At 64.6% G+C, this 26,617-nt stretch carries 19 protein-coding genes; 14 read left to right on the forward strand and 5 right to left on the reverse strand.

The genetic code is table 11. The features are described from left to right. Positions 1–58: 58 nt before the first annotated feature. The 3 genes from HGK27_RS23925 (at position 59) to HGK27_RS23935 (ending at position 4,257) form a co-directional block, all read left to right on the forward strand. On the forward strand, positions 59–2,788 hold the full coding sequence (locus HGK27_RS23925; protein ID WP_206245380.1) for a TonB-dependent receptor: 2,730 nt from the start codon (positions 59–61) through the stop codon (positions 2,786–2,788). Positions 2,789–2,882: 94 nt separating this feature from the next. Continuing rightward, the gene (locus HGK27_RS23930; protein WP_206245381.1) at positions 2,883–3,239 is read left to right on the forward strand and encodes an L-rhamnose mutarotase; all 357 of its coding nucleotides are present in this window, start codon (positions 2,883–2,885) and stop codon (positions 3,237–3,239) included. Positions 3,240–3,249: 10 nt separating this feature from the next. Further along, a complete protein-coding gene (locus HGK27_RS23935; RefSeq protein WP_206245382.1) occupies positions 3,250–4,257 on the forward strand; it encodes an alpha/beta hydrolase in 1,008 nt (335 codons plus the stop codon). Positions 4,258–4,317: 60 nt separating this feature from the next. Here the strand turns inward: HGK27_RS23935 and HGK27_RS23940 are convergent, their stop codons facing one another. Then, the gene (locus tag HGK27_RS23940) at positions 4,318–5,415 is read right to left on the reverse strand and encodes an aromatic ring-hydroxylating oxygenase subunit alpha (RefSeq protein ID WP_206245526.1); all 1,098 of its coding nucleotides are present in this window, start codon (positions 5,413–5,415) and stop codon (positions 4,318–4,320) included. Between the two features lie 193 nt (positions 5,416–5,608). On the opposite strand from HGK27_RS23940, the gene HGK27_RS23945 reads away from it, so the two are divergent. The 5 genes from HGK27_RS23945 (at position 5,609) to HGK27_RS23965 (ending at position 12,387) form a co-directional block, all read left to right on the forward strand. Next, complete coding sequence (locus HGK27_RS23945) at positions 5,609–6,568, forward strand: LysR family transcriptional regulator (protein WP_241127849.1); 960 nt, start codon at positions 5,609–5,611, stop codon at positions 6,566–6,568. Between the two features lie 260 nt (positions 6,569–6,828). Next, positions 6,829–8,163 carry an MFS transporter gene (locus tag HGK27_RS23950; RefSeq protein WP_206245527.1) on the forward strand — a complete coding sequence of 445 codons (1,335 nt, stop codon included), beginning with the start codon at positions 6,829–6,831 and terminating at the stop codon, positions 8,161–8,163. Further along, a complete protein-coding gene (locus HGK27_RS23955; RefSeq protein ID WP_206245384.1) occupies positions 8,160–10,211 on the forward strand; it encodes an alpha-galactosidase in 2,052 nt (683 codons plus the stop codon). Before HGK27_RS23950 ends, HGK27_RS23955 begins: the two co-directional genes overlap by 4 nt. A gap of 119 nt (positions 10,212–10,330) precedes the next feature. After that, positions 10,331–11,515: a glycoside hydrolase family 68 protein gene (locus HGK27_RS23960; RefSeq protein WP_206245385.1), complete on the forward strand. Its 1,185-nt coding sequence runs from the start codon at positions 10,331–10,333 to the stop codon at positions 11,513–11,515. Continuing rightward, the gene (locus tag HGK27_RS23965) at positions 11,515–12,387 is read left to right on the forward strand and encodes an ROK family protein (RefSeq protein ID WP_206245386.1); all 873 of its coding nucleotides are present in this window, start codon (positions 11,515–11,517) and stop codon (positions 12,385–12,387) included. The genes HGK27_RS23960 and HGK27_RS23965 overlap by 1 nt, the downstream gene beginning before the upstream one ends. Positions 12,388–12,694: 307 nt before the next feature. On the opposite strand, the gene HGK27_RS23970 is transcribed toward HGK27_RS23965, so the two are convergent. The 3 genes from HGK27_RS23970 to HGK27_RS23980 all read right to left on the reverse strand — a co-directional run bounded on the left by HGK27_RS23970 (position 12,695) and on the right by HGK27_RS23980 (position 17,918). Next, complete coding sequence (locus HGK27_RS23970; RefSeq protein WP_206245387.1) at positions 12,695–13,699, reverse strand: LacI family DNA-binding transcriptional regulator; 1,005 nt, start codon at positions 13,697–13,699, stop codon at positions 12,695–12,697. Between the two features lie 81 nt (positions 13,700–13,780). Next, the gene (locus HGK27_RS23975) at positions 13,781–15,289 is read right to left on the reverse strand and encodes a tryptophan halogenase family protein (protein ID WP_206245388.1); all 1,509 of its coding nucleotides are present in this window, start codon (positions 15,287–15,289) and stop codon (positions 13,781–13,783) included. Between the two features lie 166 nt (positions 15,290–15,455). After that, positions 15,456–17,918 carry a TonB-dependent receptor domain-containing protein gene (locus HGK27_RS23980; protein ID WP_206245389.1) on the reverse strand — a complete coding sequence of 821 codons (2,463 nt, stop codon included), beginning with the start codon at positions 17,916–17,918 and terminating at the stop codon, positions 15,456–15,458. Between the two features lie 454 nt (positions 17,919–18,372). Here HGK27_RS23980 and HGK27_RS23985 point away from each other — a divergent pair, with 454 nt between their 5' ends. The 4 genes from HGK27_RS23985 (at position 18,373) to HGK27_RS24000 (ending at position 23,066) form a co-directional block, all read left to right on the forward strand. Next, positions 18,373–19,446, forward strand: a complete 1,074-nt coding sequence (locus HGK27_RS23985) for a bifunctional transcriptional activator/DNA repair enzyme AdaA (protein WP_206245390.1) — start codon at positions 18,373–18,375, stop codon at positions 19,444–19,446. Next, complete coding sequence (locus HGK27_RS23990) at positions 19,443–20,195, forward strand: isocitrate lyase/PEP mutase family protein (protein WP_206245391.1); 753 nt, start codon at positions 19,443–19,445, stop codon at positions 20,193–20,195. Before HGK27_RS23985 ends, HGK27_RS23990 begins: the two co-directional genes overlap by 4 nt. A 136-nt stretch (positions 20,196–20,331) precedes the next feature. After that, positions 20,332–21,843, forward strand: a complete 1,512-nt coding sequence (locus HGK27_RS23995; RefSeq protein WP_206245392.1) for a DUF1800 domain-containing protein — start codon at positions 20,332–20,334, stop codon at positions 21,841–21,843. 11 nt (positions 21,844–21,854) lie between these two features. Then, complete coding sequence (locus HGK27_RS24000; RefSeq protein ID WP_206245393.1) at positions 21,855–23,066, forward strand: DUF1501 domain-containing protein; 1,212 nt, start codon at positions 21,855–21,857, stop codon at positions 23,064–23,066. A 93-nt stretch (positions 23,067–23,159) separates the two neighbouring features. Here HGK27_RS24000 and HGK27_RS24005 read toward each other — a convergent pair whose 3' ends face one another. After that, positions 23,160–24,425 (reverse strand): YXWGXW repeat-containing protein, encoded by a 1,266-nt coding sequence (locus tag HGK27_RS24005; RefSeq protein WP_206245394.1) that lies wholly within the window; start codon positions 24,423–24,425, stop codon positions 23,160–23,162. Positions 24,426–24,690: 265 nt separating this feature from the next. Between HGK27_RS24005 and HGK27_RS24010 the strand changes: the two genes are divergently transcribed. Both HGK27_RS24010 and HGK27_RS24015 read left to right on the forward strand, forming a co-directional pair. Continuing rightward, a complete protein-coding gene (locus tag HGK27_RS24010) occupies positions 24,691–25,329 on the forward strand; it encodes a MarC family protein (RefSeq protein WP_206245395.1) in 639 nt (212 codons plus the stop codon). A gap of 12 nt (positions 25,330–25,341) precedes the next feature. Beyond that, complete coding sequence (locus tag HGK27_RS24015) at positions 25,342–26,334, forward strand: L,D-transpeptidase family protein (RefSeq protein WP_241127821.1); 993 nt, start codon at positions 25,342–25,344, stop codon at positions 26,332–26,334. The last annotated feature ends 283 nt before the right edge of the window (positions 26,335–26,617 follow it).

The following is a 26,617-nucleotide window of genomic DNA, read 5'->3' on the forward strand; positions in this document are numbered from 1 at the left end:
ACCTCTGCCTTGGGGCGAGGCGCCTGTCTGGGCGTCGATCGGGTGAAGGAAGGCAACCATGATTTCGTATCGCTATGTGCTGGGCTGCTCGCTTGGCGTTCTGGCCGCCGGTATCGCGCCGGCTCTGGCGCAGCAGGCCGCTGCACCTGCGGGAGAAGGACAGGCTCAGACCGCGTCGGCCTCTTCTGGCAGCGCGGCTGACATCGTTGTCACAGGTGTGCGCTCCAGTCTCCGTTCGGCGGAAACCATCAAACGCATGGCGCCGCAGATCATCGATTCGATCGTGGCGGAAGACATCGGCAAGCTGCCCGATCACAACATCGCCGAAGCGCTTCAGCGCATTCCCGGCATTCAGGTGCAGCGCAATTACGGCGAAGGCAGCACGGTGGCGATCCGCGGCCTGACTCAGGCCCGCACCGAGCTGAATGGCCGCGATATCTTCACCGCGGGCACCTCCACCGGCGTGGCGGGCACGCTCAGCCTTGAGGATGTGCCCTCCGAGCTGCTGGCCGGGGTTGACGTCTACAAGAACCCCTCGGCGGATCTGATCGAGAACCAGCTGAGCGGCACCATCAATCTGCGCACGCGCAAGCCCTTCGATTTCAAGGGCTTCAAATTCGCTGCCACGGCGACCGGCTCCTATTACGACCTCACCAGAACTGCGGAGCCTTCGGGTTCCGTGATGATCAGCGACCGCTGGGACACCGGCATTGGCGAGATCGGCATTCTGGCCAGCGTCTCCTATCAGCGCACGGCCTTCCGTCAGGACACGATCTCGACCGAGCCTTTCTACACGCTCGATCCGACCAGCGCCACCGATGCCGCCACGCTGGCCGCGCTGGGCCGCACCGGCCAGACCACCACGCTGCCCCATGGTGCGGGCATCGGCGAGGTCTATGGCGACCGCAAGCGCTTCGGCACGGACATCTCGATTCAGTGGCGCCCCAGCCCCACGCTGGAGCTGACCGGCGAGCTGTTCCGCAACGACTACAAGTTCCGTTTCGACGATTACAGCTTCTTTGCCTACACCAGCGGCGCCTCGATCACGCCGCTGCCGGGCGCGCCCTTCAGCTTCGCCTCGAACGGCGATTTCGTGAGCGGCGCATTCCAGAATGTGCCGATCGGCGCCAACACCAGCCTTGATACGCGCCATTCGCGCACCACGGATTACTCGCTGAACGCGAAGTGGTCGGTGACCCCGAGGCTGACGGTGATTGGCGACTTCCAATATGTTTCGGCCCGGACCGACGATCTGCGCTCGATCGTGGGGCTGAACGGCACGGCCACCACGCTGACCCAGAATCTCTCGGGCAATCTGCCTTCGATCCAGATCCAGTCGGCAGCCGGGCTGACCAATGCCGCGACCTACAGCAACGGCTATTATCTCGACGATCTGAACTATGCGACTGCTTCTGAAAAAGCGGCGCGCATCGATGCGGAATACAAGTTTGACGATGGATTCCTGAAGTCGATCAAGGGCGGTTTCCGCTTCTCCGACCAGAACAATTACGGCAATGACACCGGCTATCGCTATTTCGGCCTGACGGGGAACCCCACCGATCTCGGTACGGTCGACCTCAGCAACTTCTTCCGTGGCCAGGCCAATCTTTTCGGCAATGCGCAGTTCTTCTCGCGCTCGACGATCCTTGATTACAACGCCACGCGGAACGAGCTGGGCATCACCTCGGCGCCCAGCTACAGCCCCTATGGTGCGAACGGCCAGAGCCAGAAGACCTATGCGGGCTACATCACTGCCTTCTTCAACTTCGACAAGCTGCCGCTGCCCGTGGACGGCAACATCGGCCTGCGCGTGGTGAACACGCGGGAATCGGTGTTTGGCGCCTATCAGCAGACCAATCTGACCACCGCTTCGGATGGCACGCAGGCCACGGGTGACACCAGCTACAGCATGATCTCCTATGGCAACAGCTACACTTCGGTGCTGCCAAGCCTCAATCTGCGCGCGCATCTCAATGATAAGGTGCAGCTGCGTTTCGCGGCCTCGCAGAACATCTTCCGTCCGACCTTCGATCAGCTCAATCCCAGCCTGTCGATCACCGAGCCGGGCACGGCCCAGATCAATCAGGAGCATGATACCACCGGCGGCAATCCTTATCTCAAGCCGATGAAGTCCACCAATCTGGACCTCTCGCTTGAATGGTATTTCTCGCATACCGGTTCGCTGTCGGTCGCGGGCTTCTACAAGCACATCAAGGACTATGTGCAGACCGGCATCAGCGAGCGCAATGTGACCTTCGCCGATGGCGTGAATGCCACCTACAATGTCACCTCCTACAGCAATGTCGGCAACGCCAATGTGGAAGGTATGGAGGTTGCCTATCAGCAGTTCTTCGACTTCCTGCCGGGCCTGTTGAGCGGCCTTGGCATGCAGGCGAATTTCACGCTGGTGTCTTCGCAGGCGCCCGGGCCGGCGGTCAGCGGTCCGGCGATCCAGGTGCCGCTGGAGCTGCTCTCCAAGTATAATTACAATCTTGTCGGCATTTACGAGAAGGGCAAGATTTCCGCCCGCGTCGCCTATAACTGGCGCAGCAAGTATCTGGTGACCACTGCAGGCAATGGCACCGGCAATCTGCCGATCTTCGACAAGCCTTATGGCCAGCTTGATGCGTCCATTACCTACAATGTGACGCCGCATGTCTCGCTGACCGTCAATGCGGTGAATCTGTCGGACTCGCTGCGCCAGACCTATGCGGGCATCACCACGCGCCCGCGTGACTCGATCCTGGCCGACCGTCAGATCAGCGGCATCCTCAAGGTCGCCTTCTGATCGGTGATGCTTCCCCCGCGCACTCAGGCTCAAGACTTGGGTCGCGGGGGAAAGCGGGCCATAAGGTCTCGCAGGATGATGGAGATGAGCACCGATGGCTGACACGCAGCGTCATATCCTGCTGCTCGATCTGGTGGATGACCCCGAAGCCATCGCGCGTTATGAGGCGTGGCATGCCGCAGATGCCCTGCCACCCGCCATCGCGCGCAGCATCCGGGCGGCGGATATCACCGCCATGGAAATCTACCGCAGCGGCACAAGGCTGGTGATGCTGATGGAAACCGGGCCGGGCTTCGATCCCCTGGCCAAGGCGCAGGCCGATGCCGCCGATCCCGATGTGCAGGCATGGGAAGCCCTGATGGGCACCATGCAGCGCCCCATCCCCTCGGCGGCGGCGGGCGAGAAATGGACCGAGGCGCAGCGGATCTTCGCGCTGGCCGAGCAGCCGTGAAAGGATGACCATGACGACCAGTCGACGTGACGTGCTGACCCTTGCGGCGGGCGCGCTGGCAGCACCCGCTCTGGCGAGCCCGGCGCTGGCGGCCTCCGCTTCGGCTCATGATGGGCCCCATGATGCTGGAGCCCCGGAGGAGCTGAGGCTCTGGCCCGGCACGCCGCCGGGCGGCCCGGCCCCCGCCCCGCTGGTCGAGAAAGCGGCGGATCAGTCGAAAGACCCGGCGCATCCCGATCGCTTCATCACGGGCATCACTCAGCCCCGGCTGATCGTCTACCGTCCGCAACGCCCCAATGGCAGCGCGGTGCTGCTGATGCCGGGTGGCGGCTATCAATTCCTGTCCTATGACAATGAGGGTGTGAGCCAGGCCCGCTGGCTCAACGCGCGGGGCATCACCGCTTTCATCCTGCTCTACCGCCTGCCGGGCGAGGGCTGGGCGAAGCGCGAGGATGTGCCGTTGCAGGATGCCCAGCGCGCCATGCGGCTGATCCGCGCTCAGGCAGAGCATTTCGGCATTCAGCCCAATCGCGTTGCGATCATCGGCTTTTCGGCGGGCGGACATCTGGCCGGATCGCTGGCGACGCGCCACGCCGAGCAGGTCTATGCGCCGGTGGACGAGGCCGACCGTCAATCCGCGCGGCCCGATCTGGCCGGGCTGGTCTACCCGGTGATCAGCCTGTCGGCGCCTTTCACCCATGCCGGTTCACGCGATGCGCTGCTGGGTCCTGATTCCGCGGAGGCGCTGCGCCGTCAATATTCCGTCGACCAGCGGGTGGACGCCCGGACACCGCCCTGTTTCTTCGTGCATGCCGGGGATGACGGGCTGGTGCCGCCGGCCAACAGCATTAGCTGCTACAGCGCGCTTCAGGCGCTGCAACGCCCGGCGGAGCTGCATATTTTCTCGGCAGGCGGCCATGGTTTCGGCGTGCGGCTTCCGGCCAGCATGACCGCTTCGGCCTGGCCTCAGCTCTTCACCGGTTTCGCGGTCAGTCAGGGCATCGTGCCTGCAGCATAAGCCTTCAGGCGGCGCGGCGTGGAAGCGCGGCGCCGCCTGAGCTTGGGGCCCTGCGTGGCGCTATTCGGCAGGCACCGCCGCGCCCTGCTCCTCGGCTATGGCGCGGTTGATCACCAGCCGCGAGCGCGCCCCCCCGGCATCGATGTTCAGCTTGAGCAGCTGGCGCTCGGGATAATCCAGCAGATTCTGCTGCTGGCGCTCCAGCATATCGAGGTCCTCGCCGAAGATCTTGCCCTGACCTTCACGGATCGTGTCGGTCAGCGCGGCATCCTCCACCGCGAACTGGCGCGCCATGCCCCAGAAATAGTGATGCGAGGTCTCGGTTTCCGGGGTGATGAAATCGACCACGATGCTCGACGCCTTCTGCGAGCGGTCCGCCTCGTAACCGCCCTTGCCTTCCAGCGCCACGCCCACCTCGATCATCACATGGCTGGGCAGGTTGAAGCGGCAGATCTGCCAGCGGTCCACCGTGGCATCCTCGGGCAGGCCGGCGCCTTTCAGCGCCATGCGCCAGAAGGGCGGGGCCTTGATCCCGTCCATCATGCGGCTGGTGATGACCTCCTGCCCCTCGACGCGGGTCTTGACCGGCGCCTCGTCGATCTCCTTCTGCCCGATGCTGGAGGCATGGACATAGGTTTCATGGGTGAGGTCCATCAGATTGTCGACCATCAGCCGATAGTCGCATTGGATATGATAACGGCCGCCGCCATAGGCCCATTCGTCGCTGTCGGCCCATTCGAGGTGATGGAGCTTCTCGGGCGAGGCCTGCTCGGGATCGCCCGGCCACACCCAGATGAAGCCATAGCGTTCGATGACCGGAAACTGGCGCACCGCGGGGAAATTCTGCACGCGCTGGCCGGGCATGTTGTCGGCCTTGCCCCGGCAACCCACCGCAAGGCCGTGGTAGCCGCAGACCAGCGTATCGCCGCGCAGAAAACCAAGCGACAGCGGCGCGCCCCGGTGAGGGCAGAAATCCTCAAGCGCCACAACCCCGCCCGACTCGGGACGGAAGAAGACCATGCGATGCCCGCAGATCTTCCGCCCGAGCGGCTTGTCGGCCACCTCGTCGGGCGTTGCTGCCACATACCAGGCGTTGCGCGGCCAGGGGGCGGGGGCTGGCGAAGCCTCGGTTTTCGCGCCGGTGGGTTGGGCGCCAATGGTCTGGGCGCCAATGTTCTGGACGGTGGTGGTCACGTCTCATCTCCCGATCAGGCCGTTGTGGCCCTGATTGCCTCGTGCTGGCTGCGGACCCTTCAGGTCTGGGCATGGTCCCGCAGCTCTGCCGTGGCCGCAGAATAACAGCGGCAAGCATTATAATCATCGCGCTATCTTTTTATGATCTGTATAAGTGATGGAAATGATGCTCGACCTCAATCTGCTGCGCGTGCTGGACGCCATCTTTGCCGAGGGTTCCGTCTCCGGCGCCGCGCGGGTGCTTGGGCTGAGCCAGCCCGGGGTCAGCCTCGCGCTGCGTCGCCTGCGCGAGCATTTCGGGGATGAGCTGTTTTTCCGGCAAGGCGGCGCCATGGTGCCCACCGCGCTGGCCGAGCAATTGCGTGCCCCCGTTCAGCAGATGATGGGCACGCTGCGCAAGGATATCGTGTCTGCCGGGCACTTCGATCCCGCGCTGTCCGAGCGCTGTTTCGTGATCAACATGTCCGATCTGGGCGGCCTGTCCTTCATGCCGGATCTGGTGGCCTCTTGTGCGGCATTGGCGCCGGGCGTTTCGCTGCAATCGGTCGATCTGGGGCCAGATGAGCTGCTGCGGGCGCTGACGGCGGGCACCATCGACCTTGCGATCGGCCATCTGATCGACATCGATACCACCAGCCTGTTCGAGCAGACGCTGTTCGATCACGAATTTGTCTGCCTCGTGCGCGATGGCCACCCCACCATCGGCGATGGCCTGACGCTGGATCAATATCTCGCCGCCGATCACATCGTGGTGCGGCAACCGGGGCGCAGTCAGGAGCGTTTCGAACACCGCATTCAGGAGCTGGGCTATCAGCGCCGCATCCGCTTGCAATCGCCCCATTTCATGAGCGTGCCGCTGCTGGTGGCCCAGTCCGACATGATCGCCGTGGTGCCGCGCTCGGTGGGGACGATCTATGCCAAGGTGCTGAAGCTGAAGATCCTGCCGCTGCCGTTCCATGTCGCTCCTGTGGAGCTCAAGCAGTTCTGGCACCGGCGGGGGCACGCCGATCCTGCGGTGATCTGGCTGCGCAAGCAGGTGGCGGACCTGTTTCGCGGCAGAAATCCCACGGAAAGCCGCCTCTCACCTTTCTGGTCGCACTTTCTCGGATCGGATTAGGGCAGAAGGGGGATCGTAGCCGCCACCTCCTCGACAGTCATGGTTATGCAATCGATTGTTGCATTCTCGCCTTGAGCCGATTACAGAGGCTCTTCACGGCGACGGAAAACGCAGGCACGCATTGTAACGCAAGTGCCCGGGCTGACGCGGGGAGAGAGAAAACCATGGGCCAAACCATTTCTGCCGGCGATCTGTCTGTCATTCTGCACGCCACCGCAGCACCCACCAAGCCGCGCCTGTCCCTACTGCGCATCATCGAGATGAATCTGGGTTTCCTTGGCCTGCAGTTCAGCTTCGGCCTGCAGCAGGGCAATATGGTGCCGATCTACTCCTGGCTCGGCGCGGATGAATCGACCCTGCCCGTGCTGCAACTGGCCGGGCCGATGACCGGCCTGCTGATCCAGCCGCTGATCGGCGCCCTGTCAGACCGCACCTCGACACGGCTCGGGCGGCGTACACCCTATTTCCTGATCGGTGCGGTGATGTGCTCGCTCGGCCTGTTTGCCATGCCGCATTCGACCAGCATCCTGATGGCGGCCAGCCTGCTGTGGCTGCTGGATGCGGGCAACAACATCACCATGGAGCCCTATCGCGCCTATGTTTCGGACCGTCTGAACGGCGACCAGCATGCCATCGGCTTCCTCAGCCAGAGCGCCTTTACCGGGCTGGCGCAATGCCTCGCCTTTCTCACGCCCTCCATTCTGGTCTATTGGCTGGGCTTCGACCGCAATGCGGTGGATGCGCATAACATTCCCACCATCACCCATGTCAGCTTCATCATCGGCGCGGTGCTGTCGATCAGCACCATCCTGTGGTCGGTGCTGCGCGTGCCCGAACTGCCGATCACCCAGGAGGAGCAGGCGCGCATCGCCGCCGCCCCCCGCTCCGCCGCTGCGACGCTGGCGGAAATCCGGGATGCGATCCTCACCATGCCGCGCGCCATGCGCCAGATGGCCTGGATGAGCCTGTTCCAGTGGTATGCTTTCGCGATTTACTGGGCCTATGGCGCGCTCTCCATCGGGCGCACCGCCTTTGCCACCTCTGACAAGACCAGCGGCGCCTTCCGAGACGCCGTGCTCACCACCCAGCAGCTGGGCGCCTTCTACAATCTGATCGGCTTTGTCGCGGCCTTTGCCATGGTGCCGGTGGCCCGCAGGCTGGGGGCGGCAAGGGTGCATATGGGCTGCCTTGCACTGTGCGGGCTCAGCCTTATGTGCCTGCCTCAGGTTGGCCCGGCACAGGGGGCGGCGCCAGCCCTGTTCCATGCGCTGGCCATGCCGGAACTGGGGCAGCATCTGGCGCTGATGATCCCCGCTTTCGGGCTGGGGCTGGGCTGGGCCAGCATCATGGGCAACCCCTATGTCATTCTGGCCGGATCGATCCCGCCCGAGCGCACCGGCGTCTATATGGGCATTTTCAACATGATGATCGTGCTGCCGATGATCCTTAATGCCTTGAGCTTCGGCTGGATCTACCACCATCTGCTGGGTGGAGACCCGCGCCTTGCCATTGATGCTGCCGGTGTGCTGCTGCTCTGCGCGGCGGTGACCATGCTGCGCGTCAAAAGCCCGCGCGAGGGGATCATCCCGGCATGAGCAGCACCTGGGCCATTCTGCATTCGCCTGCCTGCACCGCCATCTGGGAAGTCCGTGTCCATGAGGCTCCGCTCTGGCGCTATTGGGGCCCGCGCCTGCCCGATGGCGTGGTGCCGCCTGCCCCGCTGCGTCATGAGCGGCCCGAGCCCAGCTTCTCGCTGCATCACGATGTGCCGCTCAGCCTGTTTCCGGGCGTGGGCATGGGGTGGTTTGGCGCGCCCGCTCTGGCCGCGCATCGCGCCGGGCTGGACTGGACCCATGCCGCGACCCGCTGCAGCATCGAGACTCTGGCGCAGGACACGCTGCGCTTCGAGCTGATCGATGCCGTGGCCGATCTGGCCATTGCCATCACGGCGCGGCTCGATCCGGAAAGCGATGTGCTGACCCTCTCCACCACGCTGACCAACACGGGCAAGGCGGTGCTGGATGTCAGCTGGCTGGCCTCCGCCTGCCTGCCTTTGCCGCCCGAGGCACACAGCGTGCTCTCCTACACCGGGCGGCACAACAGCGAATTCGTGGGTGTGGAAGACACACTCTCCCGCTCCGGCTGGCGGCGGGAGAACCGGCGGGGGCTCACCAGCCATGACAGCTTTCCCGGAGCGCTCGTCCAATGCGCCGATGGCACCGCCTATGGCGCGCAGCTGGCGTGGAGTGGCAATCACATCCAGTCGATCGACTGGCTCGACGATGGCCGCCGCCAATGGCTGCTGGGCGAGGGGCTCGCTCCCGGGGAACTGCGCCTGAACCCGGGCGACAGCATCACCACGCCCGAGGTTCTGGCCACCGTTTCGGCGCAGGGGATGGATGGCGTCAGTCAGGCTTTCCATCGCGCGATCCGCACCCGCATCCTCTGGCCGGGCGGCGCCATGAGCCCGCGTAAGGTGCATCTCAACACCTGGGAAGGCTTCTATTTCGACCATGATCTCGATGCCCTGAAAGAGCTGGCCGATGCCGCCGCCGATCTGGGGATCGAGCGCTTCGTGCTGGACGATGGCTGGTTCGCGGGGCGCGATGACGACACCTCCAGCCTGGGTGACTGGTGGCCCGATCCGGTGAAATATCCGCAGGGGCTGGCGCCTCTGGCCCATCACGTCACAGGGCTGGGCATGGAGTTCGGGCTCTGGGTCGAGCCGGAAATGGTCAATCCGGACAGCGGCCTCTATCGCGCGCATCCCGAATGGGCGTTGCATGTCGATGGCCGCCCCCTGCTCACGGCGCGCAACCAGCTGGTGCTGGATATGAGCCTGCCTCAGGTGCGGACCTATCTCTTCGGCGCCATCGCCCTGCTGCTGCGCGAACTGCCCATCGCCTATCTGAAATGGGATCATAACCGCGATCTGACTCACGCGGGCAACCGTGCCTCCTATCGCGCGCAGGTGCTGGGCACCTATGAGCTGATGGCCTGGCTGCGCGCCGCCTTTCCGGCGGTGGAGATCGAAAGCTGCGCGGGCGGTGGCGGGCGGATCGACGCCGGGATCGTCGCGCAGAGCCATCGTTTCTGGACCAGCGACTGCATCGATGCCGTCAGCCGGGTGAGCATCCAGCGCGGCTTTCTGCGCTTTATGCCGCCCGAGTTGATGGGCAGCCATGTCGGTGCCTGCCCCGCCCATTCCACCGGGCGGATGCAGGCGATGGACTTTCGCAGCGGCGTGGCCTTGCCCGGTCATTTCGGCGTCGAACTGGATGTGCGCCAGCTGGATCAGGCCGATCGCGAGGAGCTGGCCGAAGCCATTGCGCGCTACAAGAGGCTGCGTGGGCAGTTCCATCAGGGCCATGTGTGGCAGGGCGAGGCCGGTGACCATGTGCTGTGGCAGGCCCATGGCGGGTGGCACGATCTGCTGCTGCATGTCACCCGCACCGCGCCGACCAGCTGGCGCCATGCGCCGCATCTGCGCCTGCCGATGCTCGACCCCGCACAGACCTATCGCGTGGAGCCCGAACAGGGCGAGGCGCGGGAGATTGCCGGAAGCTGGCTGATCCGCAGCGGCCTGCCTCTGCCGCCGATGAAAGGCGAGGCCGTGCTGATCTATCGCCTGACCGCAGTCTGAAAAGCCGGGGCGGCTTGTAAAAATCTTCCAATGCAATCAATGATTGCAAACGATTGTTGCAATCTCTTTTCTTCACGTTTAGCGTCATGACCACAAGACTATTTCCGGGAGCAGATTTCGTGACACAGACGGTCCAGAGCGCGCAGACTTCACCATGGCGTGCCGACCATGTCGCGGCGATCGATGCGCTGCCGCAGGCGCAAAAAGCCCGCCTGACCATCCCCGCCATCGATCCGGCCAGCCTGCCTGCGGCTCTGCCCGGCATCGATCTGTGGGATCTGTGGCCGCTGCAGAATGCGGATGGTTCCACCGCCCTGTTCGATGGCTGGTCGGTGTGGTTTGTGCTTTCCGCGCCCGCCTTGCCCGATCCGGAAGAGCGCCATCACATCGCCCGCATCCGCCTGATGACGCATCGTGACGGCACATGGCAGGATTGCGGCCATGCCCTGCCTGACGGCCTGAACCCCGGCAGCCGCGAATGGGCGGGCAGCGCGCTGTGGCATCCCGAAAGCGGGCAGGTCACGCTGTTCTACACCGTGGCGGGCTGGCCGGGGGAAGCCCGGCCCAGCTTTGCCCAGCGCCTGTTCCAGACCACCGGCGCGCTGTCCTGCGACAATGGCCATGCCGCCATCGCCGACTGGTCCACCCCGCGCGAAAGCTTCGCCTCGGACGACCACCATTACATGCTGGTCGATCAGCGTGAGGGCAAGCCCGGCTTCATCAAGGGTTTTCGCGATCCCGCCCATGTCCGCGACCCGCGTGACGGCGCGACCTACATCCTGTTCACCGGCTCGCTCAAGCAATCGGATGAGGCCTTCAACGCCTGCATCGGCATCGCCCGCGCCGGGAACGAGGCGCTGACGCAATGGACCATCCTGCCCCCGCTGGTCAGCGCCGACGGGCTGAACAATGAGCAGGAACGCCCGCTGCTGCTCCCGCGCGACGGGCGCTATTACCTGTTCTGGTCGACCCAGCGCAAAGTCTTCGCGCCTGACGGCCCCAGCGGCCCCAACGGCATCTATGGCATGGTGGCCGACGACATTCTGGGCCCCTATCAGCCGCTCAACGGCACAGGGCTGGTCGCGGCCAACCCCGAAAGCACGCCCTATCAGGCCTACAGCTGGTGGATCGATGAGGCGCTGACGGCCTCCGGTTTCGCCGATCTGCCCGGCGTTGCCCCCGGCGGGCAGGTGGACGATGCCGCATGGCGCCGCGCCCATTTTGCCGGGCGACCCGCACCGCTGTTCCGCATCGCGCTGGATGGCACCAGCGCGTGGGTCGAGCAAGCGGTCGAGCAGGCCTGATGGCGCAGTTTGGCCTGATCGAGGCGGGCGGCACGAAATTCGTGCTGGGCATCGCCGATGAAACGCGCGCCATCTCGGCGCGCCATCAGGTGCCCACCACCACCCCTCAGGAAACGCTTGAGGCTTGCCTCGCCTGGTTCCGCGCGCAGGGTCTGCATGAGCCTCAGGCTATCGGCATCGCCAGCTTCGGCCCGCTCGATCTGAATCGCGCTTCGCCCACATGGGGCCATATCACCCGCACGCCCAAGCCGCACTGGTCCGGCGCCGATCTGGTGACACCCTTCGCGCAGGCCTTCAACTGCCCGGTGGCCATCGATACCGATGTGAATGGCGCGGCCCTTTCCGAACACCGCTGGGGCGCGGGCATCGAGCATGACTCGCTGCTCTATCTAACCATCGGCACCGGGGTCGGCGGCGGTTTCGTCGGCGCGGGCGGTGCCTTGCTGCACGGCCTGTCCCATCCGGAAATGGGCCATATCCGTATGAAGCGTCATCCGCAGGACAGCACTTACGCCGGCTACTGCAGCTTCCACGGCGATTGCTTCGAAGGGCTGGTGGCCGGGCCGGCGATCAAGGACCGCTGGGGCGCCTCCCTCTCCGAGCTGCCTGCCGACCACCCGGCCTCCACGATCATCGCCTGGTACATCGGGCAGGCGATCTGCAGTTTTCAGGCGATCATGGACCCGGCGCGCATCGTGCTGGGCGGCGGGGTGATGCATGCGCCCGGCATCCTCGACAAGATCCGCGCCGCGGCCAGCGAACTGGGCGCGGGCTATTTCGTCGGCAATCCGCAGGAGGTGGTGGTGCGGCCTGCTCTGGGGGACAATGCCGGGTTGTTGGGGGCTTTGGCGTTGGTTTTGAAGAAGGTCTAGGAAGGAAAGGGAAATGCGAGGGTGGCGTCCTTGTTGGTCGCATTTCTCAAGAGAAATGCTCCGGGCCCTCGCGCTCCCGGGTTTTGTCGGCGTGGCGCCTCGGGTTCGGCCATAGAGCAACGTCGCCGCGCCGCAGGCTTTGAATTCCATGACTAGCGCCTTGCTATAGGATGACTGCCTGCGGCGCCTTAGGCTGAGCAGGTGAAGAGGCGGGGCACACTCGTTTCGCAACCACTGCCCCTGCGTCGGGAGACGTCATGGGAGCGCGAGGGGGTAACCCCCTCGCTTTATCTTCCTTGCTCCCCCTTCAACCAGACATTCTGACGATCAACCTTGGCTTCATCACCACGCTCTGGGTTTCCTCGCCCGCGATCCGGCGCAGCAGCATATCGACCAGATGGCTCGCCCCCTGGGTCAGGTCCTGGCTGACCGTGGTGAGGCGCGGTACGGTCTGCTCGCTCATGGCCAGACCGTCATAGCCGATCACCCGCACGTCTTCCGGCACGGACAGGCCTTGCTCGGCCAGCACGCGCAGGGCGCTCATGGCGATCACGTCCGAGGCGGCCACGATGCCTTGAGGACGCTGCCCGGCGTGGCCCAGAAAGCGGGCGATGTCGGGATGGGCAGCCTCGGCGACCAGATGGGCGGGCAGCACGGTCAGCTCGTCCTGCAGGCCGGCGCGGGCCATGGCATCGCGGCAACCGTCGAGGCGCTGGGCGATTTCCTGCGCTCTGGGATCGCCGAAGAAGGCGATGCGCCTGCAGCCCTGAGCGATCAGATGGCTGGCCGCCAGATCGCCGCCGAGCCGGTTGTCCGATCCCACCGAGCAATGCAGCTGGCCCCGGCTGTAACCGCCCCAGACCACCAGCGGGCGGTATTGCGCGGCGACCGCATCGATGGTGGCGGACTGGTCCGACTGGCCGATGACGATCACCCCGTCGACCCGGCCCGAGGAGGTCATCCGCTCCAGCCAGAGATCGTCGGTGGGGATGACGCGGCTGAGGAGCAGGTCATAGCCGCGCTCGGTCAGGGCATCGGCCAGCAGGCCCAGCATGGTGATGAAGAAGGGGTCGGACATCGGCTGCCCGGCCTCATGCCCCAGCGGGATCAGCACGCCGATGGCGCCGCTGCGCTGGGTGCGCAGGTTGCGGGCGAGGGCATTGGGGCGGAAACTATGCTCGTCGGCCAGGGCCTGGATGCGCTTGCGGGTCTTCAGGCTGATCAGCTCCGACCCGGCCAGCGCGCGGGAGACCGTGCCTGTCGACACGCCGGCCAGCTCGGCCAGTTCCTTTATGTTGCGGATCTTGGCCATGATGCGCCGCGATGCAATGGATTGCCCCTGCCGTTGATGGTGGTTGTTTTCGGCGCGATGGGGAGAATTGCAAGGTAATTCTCAGGCGCGGCAATGGCGCTCGATCACCTGGCTGTGCGTGGGGGCGCGGGCGGCTTCCTGCGCCATGGCGGCGCGCAGCCGGGCCAGCCAGCTCCGCGCATCGACACTGCGGTGATCGAGCAGCGGATCAAGGCCGACAGGATCGTTGAACTGGCCGATATGCACCGAGAGCCAGCTGGGCGGGGCGAAGAGGTCCATCTCGCGGGCAATCAGGCGGCCATGGCGGCGGAAATGGTCGATCTTCATGGAGAGTGTGTCGGGGATGTCCATCGCCGCGCAGTAACGCCACAGTTCGGTGTCCTCGCGCCCAGCTCTCTTGGTGTTCAGCTTGTAATGCAGGATGATGAAGTCGCGGATGCGCTCCATTTCGGTGGTGGCGATGCGGTTGAATTCGTCGCGCGTGGCGGGGTCGAAATTGCGGTCCGGGAAGAGGGCGATCAGCTTGGCGATGTTGGCCTGAATGAGGTGGATCGAGGTCGATTCCAGAGGCTCCAGAAAGCCCGAGGACAGGCCGACCGCCACGACATTGCGGTTCCAGTGCAGTTTTCGCCGCCCGGTGGTGAAGCGCAAGGCGCGCGGATCGCCCAGCGCCTTGCCGTCCAGCCTTTGGGTCAGCAGATCGGCGGCGCGCGTTTCATCGAGATGCTGGCTGCAGAAGACATAGCCATTGCCGGTGCGATGCTGCAGCGGAATGCGCCATTGCCACCCGGCCTCCTGCGCGGTGGAGCGCGTGTAGGGCGTGGGTTCTCCCACATTCTCGCAGGGCATGGCCACGGCGCGATCGCAGGGCAGCCAATGCGTCCAGTCCTCATAGCCGGTGCCGAGCGCCTGCTCGATCAGCAGCCCGCGAAAGCCCGAGCAATCGATGAAGAGGTCGGCCTCGAAACTGCGGCCATCCTCCATCCCCACGGCGGCGACGAAGCCATCCTCGCCGCGCAGGCGGGCGCCAGCGATCTTGCCTTCGATGCGGTGCACGCCCTTGGCTTCGGCGTAATTGCGCAGGAAGCGCGCATAGAGCCCGGCATCGAAATGATAGGCATAGTCGAAGGTGGAGAGCACCGAGCGCGGATCGGGCGAGGGATGGGTGAACTTGTTTTCGCGCGCCAGCGCCCATGCCATGGCATGGTCATCGAGCGAGGCGGTTTCGCCCTCGGCACGCGCCTTCAGCCAATGCTGATGCAGCGGTACCATATCGAAATCGCGCCCATGCGGGCCGAAGGGGTGGAAATAGCGATGCCCCTGCCGCCCCCAGTTCACGAATTCGATGCCCAGCTTGAAGGTGCCCTGCGTGGCCTTCATGAAGTCCCGCTCGTCCACGCCCAGCGTCTGGTTGAACAGGCGGATGGGGGGGATGGTCGCCTCGCCCACGCCGACGGTGCCGATCTCCTCGGACTCGATCAGCGTGATGGTGCAATCGCGTTGCAGGGCGTGGGAGAGCATCGCCGCGCTCATCCAGCCTGCGGTGCCGCCGCCCACGATCAGCACCGAACGGATTGAACTGTCCTGCATCGCTTTCCCCCTCTCACACCTGTGGCATCAGTGCGTGGTCGCATCGCTTTTGCGAAAAACCGGTTCCCACGTTTTCGCGCGCTGCTCCAGTACGAAAAAGGCGGGCCGGAAGTTGCCCCTCCGTGCCCGCCCAAATTCCTGCGCTGCGACCCGCAGGGCCGATCGATCAGAAGCGGTATTTGATCGAGGCGGTCATCGTGCGGCCCAGCATCGCCGAATTGTCGAAGATGGCCTGATTGGCCGCCAGACCCGGCACCGGCCCGGTCACGGCAAGGCTGCCGTTGTTGGCGCGGAAGCCGAGCGTGTTGAGCAGATTGTTGACGTTGAAGCCGATCTCCAGCCGCTCGACCGGGCGCACCTTCACGAAGGCATTGACGAAGGTGGAGCCGGGGGCCTGCGTTACCATATCGCCCAGATAGAAGCTGGACTGGCCGCTGACGCTGGCGCCGATGGCGGCAAAACCCGCATCATAGGTGGGCGAGACCAGCCATGTCCATTTGGGCATGGCAAAGGCGGTCTTGTGCGAGACGACATCCTTGGCATCGGTATAGACGACATAGCCGTTCATGCTGAACTTGCCCCAGCCCATCGTGCCCGACAGTTCGACGCCGCTGGCGTGATAGACGGTGTCGATAAAGGGATTCTGGCCACGGCTGGGCGCGGTGAAATCGTAGTTCGATTCCTTGACCTGCGCGCGATAGAGCGTCGCCTCGCCATGCACGCGCACCTCGCCCAGATGGCCGGTGTGCTTCACGCCCAGTTCCTGCTGGGTGACGGTGTTGACCGAAAGGTGGTCGCCGCCCGCCGTCAGCTTGCCGTCGCTGGTGAAGTTGTTGTCATTGTAGAGCAGGCGGTCGGCGTTGAAGCGCCCGCCGCTGCTGACGCGGACAAAGACATTGGTGGTGTTGGTCAGCTTGTAAAGCGCGCCCACCGACCAGCTGGCATAGGACTTGGTGTAGTTCAGGCGCTCGGACGGGGTGGAGGCGGTGTTGTAGGTCGGCACGCTGGCGCTGCCCAGCGCGTCGCTGATGGTGATGTTGGCGCCCGCCACCGGAGCATAGGCATAGCCGCCCGCATGGACGATATCGACGCGCACCGAACCATCGACATTCAGGCGACCGATGTCCGATTCCAGCTCGAAGTAGGGGGCGTCATCGGTGTAGTTGACGTTGTAGCTGCGCCCGCCGCAGCAGCCGCCCCACTGGTTGTTGAAGCCGGTCAACCCGCTGGCCGACAGCTGCGTGCCGGTCGAGGAGAAGAGATCGAGCGGCACCGGATTGCCCGTGCTGTTGAGCGACTGGGTGACGTTGTTGATCCGCCAGTCCTGAGCGATGGTCTGACGCATATGGAACCAGCCGGCGCGGGCGTTGACCTTGGCCATACCGCCCATATCGAACTTGCTGGCCAGCGTCAGATCATTGGCCAGGCTGCCCATGTCGCTCATGGTGACATAGGCCTGCGCGCTGTTGGACACGAAGGGGCTGGTGTAGATCTGGCCCTTGAGCGGCCCATCGGCATAGCGCAGCGTGCCGGTGCCGGCGATGGCGGAGGTCGAGGCTTCACCCGTCCACTGGTTGCTGAAGGTGCCGCTCATGTCGGTCCAGCGCAGCTTGTCGGTGACGGTGATGTTATGCGCGAATTCATAGTGGAACTCGCCGCCCACCGAGGTGACGACCGGATGGATGCCCTGCATCTGCACCTGCTGCAGCGTGCCATTGGCGGCCAGCACGCGGAAGGTCTGGTTGTAGAGGCCGGTGGAGGCATATTGGCGCGGATCGATGCCGGGGATCATCGAGAAACCGGTGACCTTGTTGCCCGACATGGTGGCCAGCGCGGGCATGGAGGTGAAGGTCGGCTCCTGATCGTCCATCCGCTTGAAGTTCAGGCGGATGTAGCCCTTGCCATCGGCGAAGTCCTTGGTGATGTTGGCCTTGATCTGATAGCCTTTTTCGGCGGTGTAGGGCAGATGCGTCGGGCCGCTGCCGTCGACGGCATAGCCGCCGATGTGGAAGCGCACGCTGTCCGAGAGATGGCCGCCGTAATCGAAATCGACGCGGGTTTCGCGGTAGTTGATCGCCTTGGAGAGGCCCACCGAGCCGCCATCCTGCGTGCCGGTCTTGCTGACATAGTTGATCACCGCACCGGGCGCCTGGCTGGCAAAGGTGGAGGCGCTGCCGCCGCGCACGGCTTCGACGCGGTCGACATTGTTGTCGAAGCGGATCCAGTAGTCATTGTTGCCGAAGGAAATATCGCCGAACAGCGTGACCGGCAGGCCATCCTCCTGCAGGGCGACATATTCCGAACCGCCGGTGCTGACGGGAATGCCGCGCACGCCGATGTTCGAATTGCCGCCCGGGCCCGCGGTGTCCTGAATGTTGAGGCCGGGAATGCTGCGCAGGGCTTCGGCCTGCGAGCGGGGCGTGAAGTTGAGAATGGCGTCCTGGCTGACCTGCGTGACCGAGATCGAGCTGTTCTGTGCCGTCTTGCCCGCCGAAGAGGCGGTGACGACGATGTCTTTCACATCGGTATCGCCGGAAGGCTTCGCATCCTGCGCAAAGGCGGGTGCGGAGAGCAGCGACAGGCTGATGGCGGCAAAAGATGCGCAGGGCGCGAGCAGAGACTGCTTCATAATATCCTCCCCCGATAGATCGGACCGCTCCTTCATGTTCTGGAGTCGGCTTGGCATCCTCTCTACTCCAAAAACAATCGATTGCAATCTCCTTTTGCAATCAATTGCAATTTGGCTTGGATGTGGAGTGGATTCTGAATTTTATGACTGTAAATCATATGTTTGATTTCATTCTTTGGAGAGGTTTTCGTCCATCTCACGCGAGTTGGCGTCGGCCATCAAGCCTGTCGCAGCCAGATCCCTGCGTGGTGATGAATTTTTGCAACAGCGCAGAATGACCAAGGCCAGTGCCAAAGCAGAGCCAGAAGAAACGGGGATTTCGGGGTGATATGAAGGCTGCGATGCCGTTTCTCTTCAGATCACCCCCGACGGATGGCTCACGCGGAACGCCCTGAGAAAAATACACGCCCGAAAATCGGCGGCGCCAGCGATCAGACGCATGTAAAGACGCGCCATGCTGTTTGACCTTCCCGACCGGGACACCCTTTACGCCGCCCTCCTTGCCCGCGACGACCGTTATGACGGGCAGGCCTTCGTCTGCGTCTCCTCGACCGGCGTCTTTTGCCGCCTGACCTGCCCGGCCCGCAAACCGAAGCTGGAAAACTGCACCTTCTTCCCCTCCATCGGCGAATGCATCGATGCGGGCTTCAGGGCCTGCAGGCGCTGCCATCCGCTGCAGGCTGCCGCGCAGGCCGATCCGGCGATCGGCGCATTGCTGCAGGCCCTGGATGAGCGCCCCGACCTGCGCTGGACCGAGCAGCATGTCGCACGGCTGGGCTATGATCTTTCCACCGTGCGGCGCAGCTTCAAACGCCATTTCGGCATGACCTTCCTTGAGATGGCCCGCCAGAGGCGCATGCGCGAAGGCTTCGAGGCGCTGGCTTCGGGCGGCAAGGTGATCACGGCGCAGCATGAGGCCAGCTTCGACTCCCCCAGCGCCTTCCGCGCCGCTTTTGCGCGGCTGCTGGGCTGCGCTCCGGCGGATCTGCAAGCGGGCAGCCTGCTGAGGGCAACCTGGATACCCACGCCTCTGGGCGATATGATCGCGGTGGGCAGCCACAGCCATCTGCACCTGCTGGAATTCCTCGACCGCAAGGCGCTGCCCGCCGAATTGAAGCGCCTCCAGACCGCGTCGAAAGAAGGGATCGGCATCGGCGGATCGCTGCCCTGCGAACAGGCGGCGCATGAACTGGCCGACTATTTCGCGGCCCGCAGCGGCACCTTCACCACCCCGCTGGCCCCGGGCGGCAGTGCCTTCACCCGTCAGGTCTGGGATGAGCTGCGCGCCATTCCGGCAGGCGAAACCCGCAGCTATGGCGAGATCGCGCGCCAGATCGGTCGCCCATCGGCAACCCGCGCCGTGGCCCGCGCCAATGGCGCCAATCCGATTGCCCTGATGATCCCCTGCCACCGCGTGATCGGCGCGGATGGTTCGCTGACCGGCTACGGCGGCGGCCTGTGGCGCAAGCAGCGGCTGATCGAAATCGAACGACAGCTCAAAACCACTCCTCAGGAGAAGGCCCCATGACCACCCAAGCCGACAAGGCCCGCCAGTTTCGCCAGCTTCATGGTCCGGGCGATCCGCTGGTGCTGTGCAATGTGTGGGACGCGGGCAGTGCGGCGGCAGTCGAGCGCGCAGGCGCCAAAGCGATTGCGACGAGCAGCTGGGCGGTCGCGGCGGCGCAGGGGTATGAGGATGGCGAGAATATGCCTTTCGATGCCATGCTCGCCGTTCTCGAAAGGATCGTGAAGGGCACGCAGCTTCCGGTCACGGCGGATTTCGAAGGCGGTTATGCTGCCGACATCCCCCGGATCGCGGAGCATGCGCGTAAGCTGCTGGGCCTCGGCGTGATCGGGTTCAACTTTGAGGATCAGGTCATGAAGGGCCCCGGCCTTCTGCCCATGGCCGAACAGGTCGCGCGGCTTCGCGCTCTGCGCCGGACCTGTGACGATCTGGGCATTCCGGCCTTTATCAACGCCCGCACGGATGTGTTCCTCAAGGCTTCGTCCGCCGCCGAGTCGTCCGCTTTGCTTGCCGAGACACTGGCGCGCGGCGCCGCCTATCGCGATGCCGGGGCGGACGGCTTGTTCGTGCCCGGCCTCACCGATCCCGCGCCAATCCGCAGCCTCTGTGAGGCAATGCCGCTGCCGGTGAACATCATGATCACCGACAGGCACGCATCGCTCGCCCCCTTCGCGCAGCTTGGGGTGGCACGGATCAGCTTCGGACCGGCGCCCTACATCGGCCTGATGGCGGAGTTGGAACGCAGCGCCTGAGCCCACCCGCCAGATGAACAAATTTCGCGCCGCAGGGGCCGAGTTATGCTTCGGTTAAGGCGTGGAGGCGCAGATGCATGCCCCATGGCCTCGGGCGGACCAGTGTGGACGCCCGTGGTTTGGGGATAGGACATCGATGCTCAAGCCTTCGCATAAACGGCTGGTTTGTGGGTGCTTTGCTTTGCTGGCAAGCGGTTCGGCGCATGCCGCCGCGCCTGCGCCCACGGCCTTTCTCGATCGCGTCACCTGGGGTGTGAACGAGGCGGTCGTTCGCGACGTCACAGCCAGGGGGCAGCGCGATTGGCTGGAGCAGCAGCTGCGGGCCCCCGCCGCGCCCCTGCCGCCTGACGCACAGGCCCAGTCCGACGCCATGCGGATCAGCCGCGAGCCGATGACCCAGCTGGTGGTCGAGATGGATGCGCAAAACCGCGCCGCCAACGCCTTGACCGATCCCGACCAGCGCAAGACCGCGCGCGATGCCTACAACAAGGATATGGCCGAGCTGCTGCGCGAGGCGCAATCCCGCTCGCTGCTGCGTGATCTCTATGCGCCCGGGCAATTGCGCGAGCAGATGACATGGTTCTGGTTCAACCATTTCAACGTGCAGGCGGGCAAGCGCGATATCCGCACCATGGTCGGCGATTATGAGGATCAGGCGCTCCGCCCGCGCGCATTGGGCCGCTTCCGTGATCTGCTGGAGGCGACATTGCGCCATCCCGCTATGCTGCGTTATCTCGACAATGACCAGAATGCCGTCGGCCATATCAACGAGAATTATGCGCGTGAAATCATGGAGCTGCACTCCATGGGCGTCGGCTCGGGCTACAGCCAGAAGGATGTGCAGGAGCTGGCGCGCATCCTGACCGGGGTGGGTGTCGATCTGAAACCCGATGCGCCCAGGCTGAAGCCGCAATGGCAGCCGCTTTACGTGCGTTCCGGGCTCTTCGAGTTCAACCCGGCCCGGCATGATTTCGGCGACAAGCAGTTTCTGGGCCACACCATCAAGGGCAGCGGTTTCAAAGAGGTGGAGGAGGCGCTGGATCTGATCGCCGCCTCGCCCGCCACGGCGCATCACATCGCCCTGCAACTGGCCACCTATTTCACCGGCGACAACCCGCCCCAAGCGCTGGTGGACCGTATGGCCGCCACCTTCCACCGCAGCGATGGTGACATTGCGGCCGTGCTGCGCGTGCTGCTGCGCTCGCCCGAATTCGAGGCCTCGCTGGGCAAACAGTTCAAGGACCCGGTGCATTATGCCGTCTCGGCGGTGCGGCTGGCCTATGGCAACCGGGTGGTGCTGAACACCGATCCGCTCAATTACTGGCTGCAACGCATGGGCGAGGGGCTCTATGCCCATGAAACGCCCGATGGTTTCGCCATGGACGCTGCCGCCTGGACCGGCCCGGGCCAGATGGAGACCCGTTTCGAGATCGCGCGCTCTATCGGCAGCGGCTCGGCGGGGCTGTTCAAGCCGCGCGGCGGCGCTCTGCCCGAGCAGCCGGCCTTTCCGCAGATCCAGAACGCCCTGTTCTACCAATCGCTGATGCAGCGCCTGAGCCCCAACACCGCTACGGTGCTGACGCAGGCCCGCTCGCCTCAGGAATGGAATGTGCTGTATCTGTCGTCACCCGAATTCATGCATCGCTGAGGAGATGTGTCATGCATCGTCGTGATCTGCTGAAAGCTGCCGGGGCGCTGGCGCCTCTTGTTTTTGCCGGGCGGGCCTTTGCCGCGCCCGCGGCGGGATCGAGCCGCCTGTTGCTGGTGTTTCTGCGCGGGGCCTATGATGCGGCCAACATCGTCGCCCCGGTGGGCAGCGATTTCTACCATCAGGCGCGCCCCAGCCTTGCGCTGGCCAAGCCCAATCCGGCGGATCCGCATGCCGCTTTGCCTCTGGACGGTGACTGGGGTCTGCATCCGGCATTGAAGGACAGCATCTATCCGCTGTGGCAGGCCAAACAGGTCGCCTTTGTGCCTTTCGCGGGCACGGATGACATGAGCCGCAGCCATTTCGAAACGCAGGACACGATCGAACTGGGCCAGCCCATCGGCGGCTCGCGCAATTTCCGCTCGGGCTTTATGGCGCGGCTGGCCGATGCCTTGGGGCAGGATCGCCCCATCGCCTTTTCCGACCGCGTGCCGCTGTGCTTTCAGGGCAGCGACCATCTGCCGGTGCCCAACATCGCGCTGGCCGGTAACCTCAGCGGCGGCATCGATCCGCATCAGGCCCAGCTGATTCAGGCGATGTATCAGGACGGCAAGATCGACAAGAACCTCTCGCAAGCGGTGGCGCAGGGCTTTGCGGTGCGCAGCACCGTGGCCAAATCGCTGGCCGACGAGATGGTGCAGGCCAATCGCGGCGCCGTGCTGCCCAAGGGCTTCGAACTTTCCGCCCGCCGCATCGGCCATCTGATGCGCGATCAGTACAATCTGGCCTTTGTCGATGTCGGCGGCTGGGACACGCATGTCAACCAGGGCGGTGCGCAAGGCTATCTGGCCGACCGCATCGGCGAGCTGGGCCGGGGTCTGGCCGGTTTCGTGCAGGAAATCGGGCCCGAGGCATGGCGCAGCACGACGGTGGTGGTGGTCTCCGAATTTGGCCGCACCTTCCGTGAGAACGGCGACAAGGGCACCGACCACGGCCATGGCAGCGTCTATTGGGTGATGGGCGGCAGCGTGCGGGGCGGGCGTATGGTCGGCCCGCAGGTGCGCGTTGCGGCAGAGACGCTCAACCAGAACCGGGATCTGCCGGTGCTGACCGATTATCGCGGGCTGGTCGGCGGTCTGGTGCAGCGGCAATTCGCTCTGGGCGGGGACCGGCTGAACATGGTTTTCCCGACGGCCAAGCCGGTGGGGCTCGATTTGATCTAGCGGATTGCGGCGCCGGGGCCGCAGCAGGCAGCCTCGGTATCGCCCCGATCCTGTCCTCCCGACCGGTCCTGGGCCGGTCGGGAGGCGTCAGCTTTAGCGATGCTCCTCATGATGTGGCGGAGCAGGGGGATGCCCTCCCTGCGGACGCGGCGCCGCCGGGCGAGGCGGCTGCGGCATGGGATGCGGCATCGGGTGAGGCGGCATGGCATGGGGCATCTGCGGTGGCCTTGGCGGCGTCGGCGCATGGGCAGGCTGCGGCACGGGGCGCGGCGTGGCCGGCATGCTGTCCGGCCTCTCCATCCGCACGGGCGCTGCGTGAGGCTGATAGGGCATCTGTGAGCCCTGATCATAGCGCACCGCGCCCTGCGGCATGGGCTTCTGCGGAACCTCGCGATACTCAGGCACAGCAGCATTGGGGCGTGGCGTGGCGCCATACTGGGGATTGCGCGGCGCGCGCGGCCCGGCTGTCGGCGCAAAGCCCGCTGGCGGATGGCTCATGCCGGGCGAGGGTGGCGCACTCATCGCCGATGGGCGCACCGGGTTACCGGGCGTTGCGGGATGCGGCATCATGCCCGGCGCTCCGGGGCGAGGTCCCCCGGCTTGCGCGGGCGGCTGGGCAGGGTGATAGGGCTGGGCCTGACGGGGGCGAACGATCCCCGGCCCGCCAAACTGGCCCGGCCTCGCCGCGGCGGCGACCGGCGGGCTGCCGTGGTTGCTCGTGGCGAAGAACTGCCGGTTGCTGCGTGCGGCCTGCACATGCTGCTGCTGGATCATCGTCGGGGCGATATGCTGCTCGCGCATGGCCGCCTGCTCGACCATCGATGGCCGCGCCTGTATCCCGCCCGGCCCGCCATTGTAGCTGACATTGGTGATCCGGTTCACAATGACCGTTTTGTTGTAGACATTGGTCACATGAACATTGGTGATGTTGGTGACCGAGCGGTTGTAGAACACATGGCCGCCGTTCCAATAGGCCCCCTGATAGCCCGAACCCGTATAGCCGAAGCCATAGGCCACGCCGCCATAGAAGCCGACATGCGGGCCCCAATAGCCGGGATGGTACAGATAGGCACCATCCTGCCAGCCCCACCAGGAGGGCGTCCACAGCAGGCCGGGTCTTGGTGCCAGAACCCATGTGCCGGGAATCCAGTAATAGTCCTGAACATAGTCGTCCCAGGCCCATGTGCCCGGAATCCAGATATAATCAGGCCCCGGAATGGGCGGCTGGTCATAGACGGGCAGCGCCGGGGGCATAAGGTTGACGCTGATGTTGAAAGAAACCTGCGCCATAGCGGGCGATGCCATGCCCGCCGAGCCACAGGCAAGGCCGAGCGCGGCCAGTGCCAAGATCCGTTTCATCTCGATCCTCCATCCCATGCCCTTGCGAGCGGGTCAGGTGGCCCCTATCCCTATGGCGCCATAGCCGCACAGGGCGCCTTTGCGGCTGAATGGGGACTGAAATGAAATAAGGCCAAACAGACAGCTTCGGATCGGCCGCAGCCCACTATCGTGCAAGAACAGGCACCAAGAACAAGCAGGGCGATGGGGCGTTTGACGATGGCGTGGCAGGGGCCTTGTGTCGCAAGGCTTTCGGCCCGAAGCATTCAGGAGTATCGCGAGGATTATGGATCAGGCAGAACTTGCAAAGGCCTTCGGCGCGTTTTTCGCAGTCATGAACCCCTTTATCAACCTGCCGATCTTTCTGGCGCTCACCGCCAGCCGCACCCCTGCCGAGCAGCGGGCGCTGGCGCTCAAGGTCACGGTTTTCGCGGCGGTGATGAGTGTGGTCATCATGCTGTCGGGCAGCGCGATCATCGCCTTTTTCGGGATCACCGTCGATCAGTTCCGCATCGCTGGCGGTGCGGTGCTGGCGCATATCGCCTGGTCGATGCTGGATGGCACCGGCATGTCCTCGCACCATGGCAGCGATCAGGAGCGGGGGCATATGGGTGATCTTTCCGCCATGGCCTTCTATCCGCTGACCTTTCCCATGGTGGTGGGGCCGGGCACGATCACCACGCTGATCCTCTATGCCGCCCATGCCCAGACCACGCGCGACATGCTGGAGGTCTGGGCGATCGTCGGCAGCATTCTGCTGCTGCTCTTTGTGGTGCTGTTCTTTTCCGCGCAGATCGGCAGGCTGATGAGCGAGACGATGCGGGTGATCACCACCCGTTTGATGGGGCTCATTTTGCTGGCGATTTCGGTGGGTATGATCGTGGCGGGGGTGAGCGCGGTGTTTCCGCGACTGGTCGCCGGTTGAGGGAGAATGCGAATGAAGGGCAGGCTGGCATTATGCGCGCTGATGGCGGTGGTCTGGGGCGGCCCGGCGATGGCGCAGGGGGAAAAGGTCAGTTCCGTGCCGGAGCTGGCGCGCGCCGCCGATCAGCTGAAACCGGGGCAATGGGTCTGGGCCTCGCGGATTGCGCCCTCCGGGCCGATCCTGATCTATGTCGATCTCTCGCGCCAGCGCGCCACCGTCTATCGCAACGGGGTGCGGATCGGGATCAGCACCATCTCCTCCGGCAAGGAGGGGCATGAGACGCCGACCGGCGTGTTCACCATCCTGCAAAAGGACGCCAAGCACCGCTCCAGCACCTACAACAATGCCGCCATGCCCTATCAGGAGCGGCTGACCTGGGACGGGGTGGCGCTGCATGCCGGGGGCCTGCCGGGCTATCCCGAGAGCCATGGCTGCGTCCATCTGCCCTATGGCTTCTCTCAGGAGCTTTTCGCGATCACCAGGCTCGGCGTGACGGTGGTGGTGCAGGGCGATGCCATCAACCATGAGCGCACCAGCGATTCTAGCCTGCTGGCGCCGATGGATCTGGCGGGCAAGCCGCTGCCGCAGCAGATGCTGGATGCCGGTGATTTCGTCTGGCAGCCCCAACTGGCGCCGAGCGGGCCTTTGACGATCATCGTCTCCAAGCTGGACCAGCGGGTGGTGGTGCTGCGCAACGGCATCGAGATCGGGCGCAGCGTAGCGCAGATCAACGATGATGATCCCGGCTCGCATGTGGTGACGCTGACGATGGTCGGCGGCAAGCCGCGCTGGATCTATGTGGGCCTGCCGGGCCATGATGAGGATGCCGGGCGCGCGCTGGATGAGGCGACGATCAACCGGCTGAAACTGCCGCGCCCCTTCTATGAGGCGGTGAAGGCGGAATTGCACACCGGCTCGACGATCCTGATCACCCAATCGAGCGTGGGAGATGATGGTCGCGGCCGCCAGCTGACGATCCTGGATAGCGTGAACCCGACCCCATAGGCGGGGCTATGCGCCGTGAGAAAAATGGCCGGGCGGTTGGGATGGGGGGACACCGCCCGGCCAGGTTTGGACCACATGCATAATGCTCTGGGGTCTGTCGGCCCGGGGGGGAGGGCCGACGCTATCGACGGGGTATCGATGAGCCCTGTGTGCCACCGGGCGCCTGAGTCGACAATTATATGAAAGTATGGGGTGGGTCTTATGGACCCGATGATGGTCTTACAAAGCATCCAAAGCATCGCGCGAAAAGCGATGCGACAACGGACATATGCATCGCGCAGAA

The organism is Novosphingobium terrae (assembly GCF_017163935.1).
Classification (GTDB): domain Bacteria; phylum Pseudomonadota; class Alphaproteobacteria; order Sphingomonadales; family Sphingomonadaceae; genus Novosphingobium; species Novosphingobium terrae.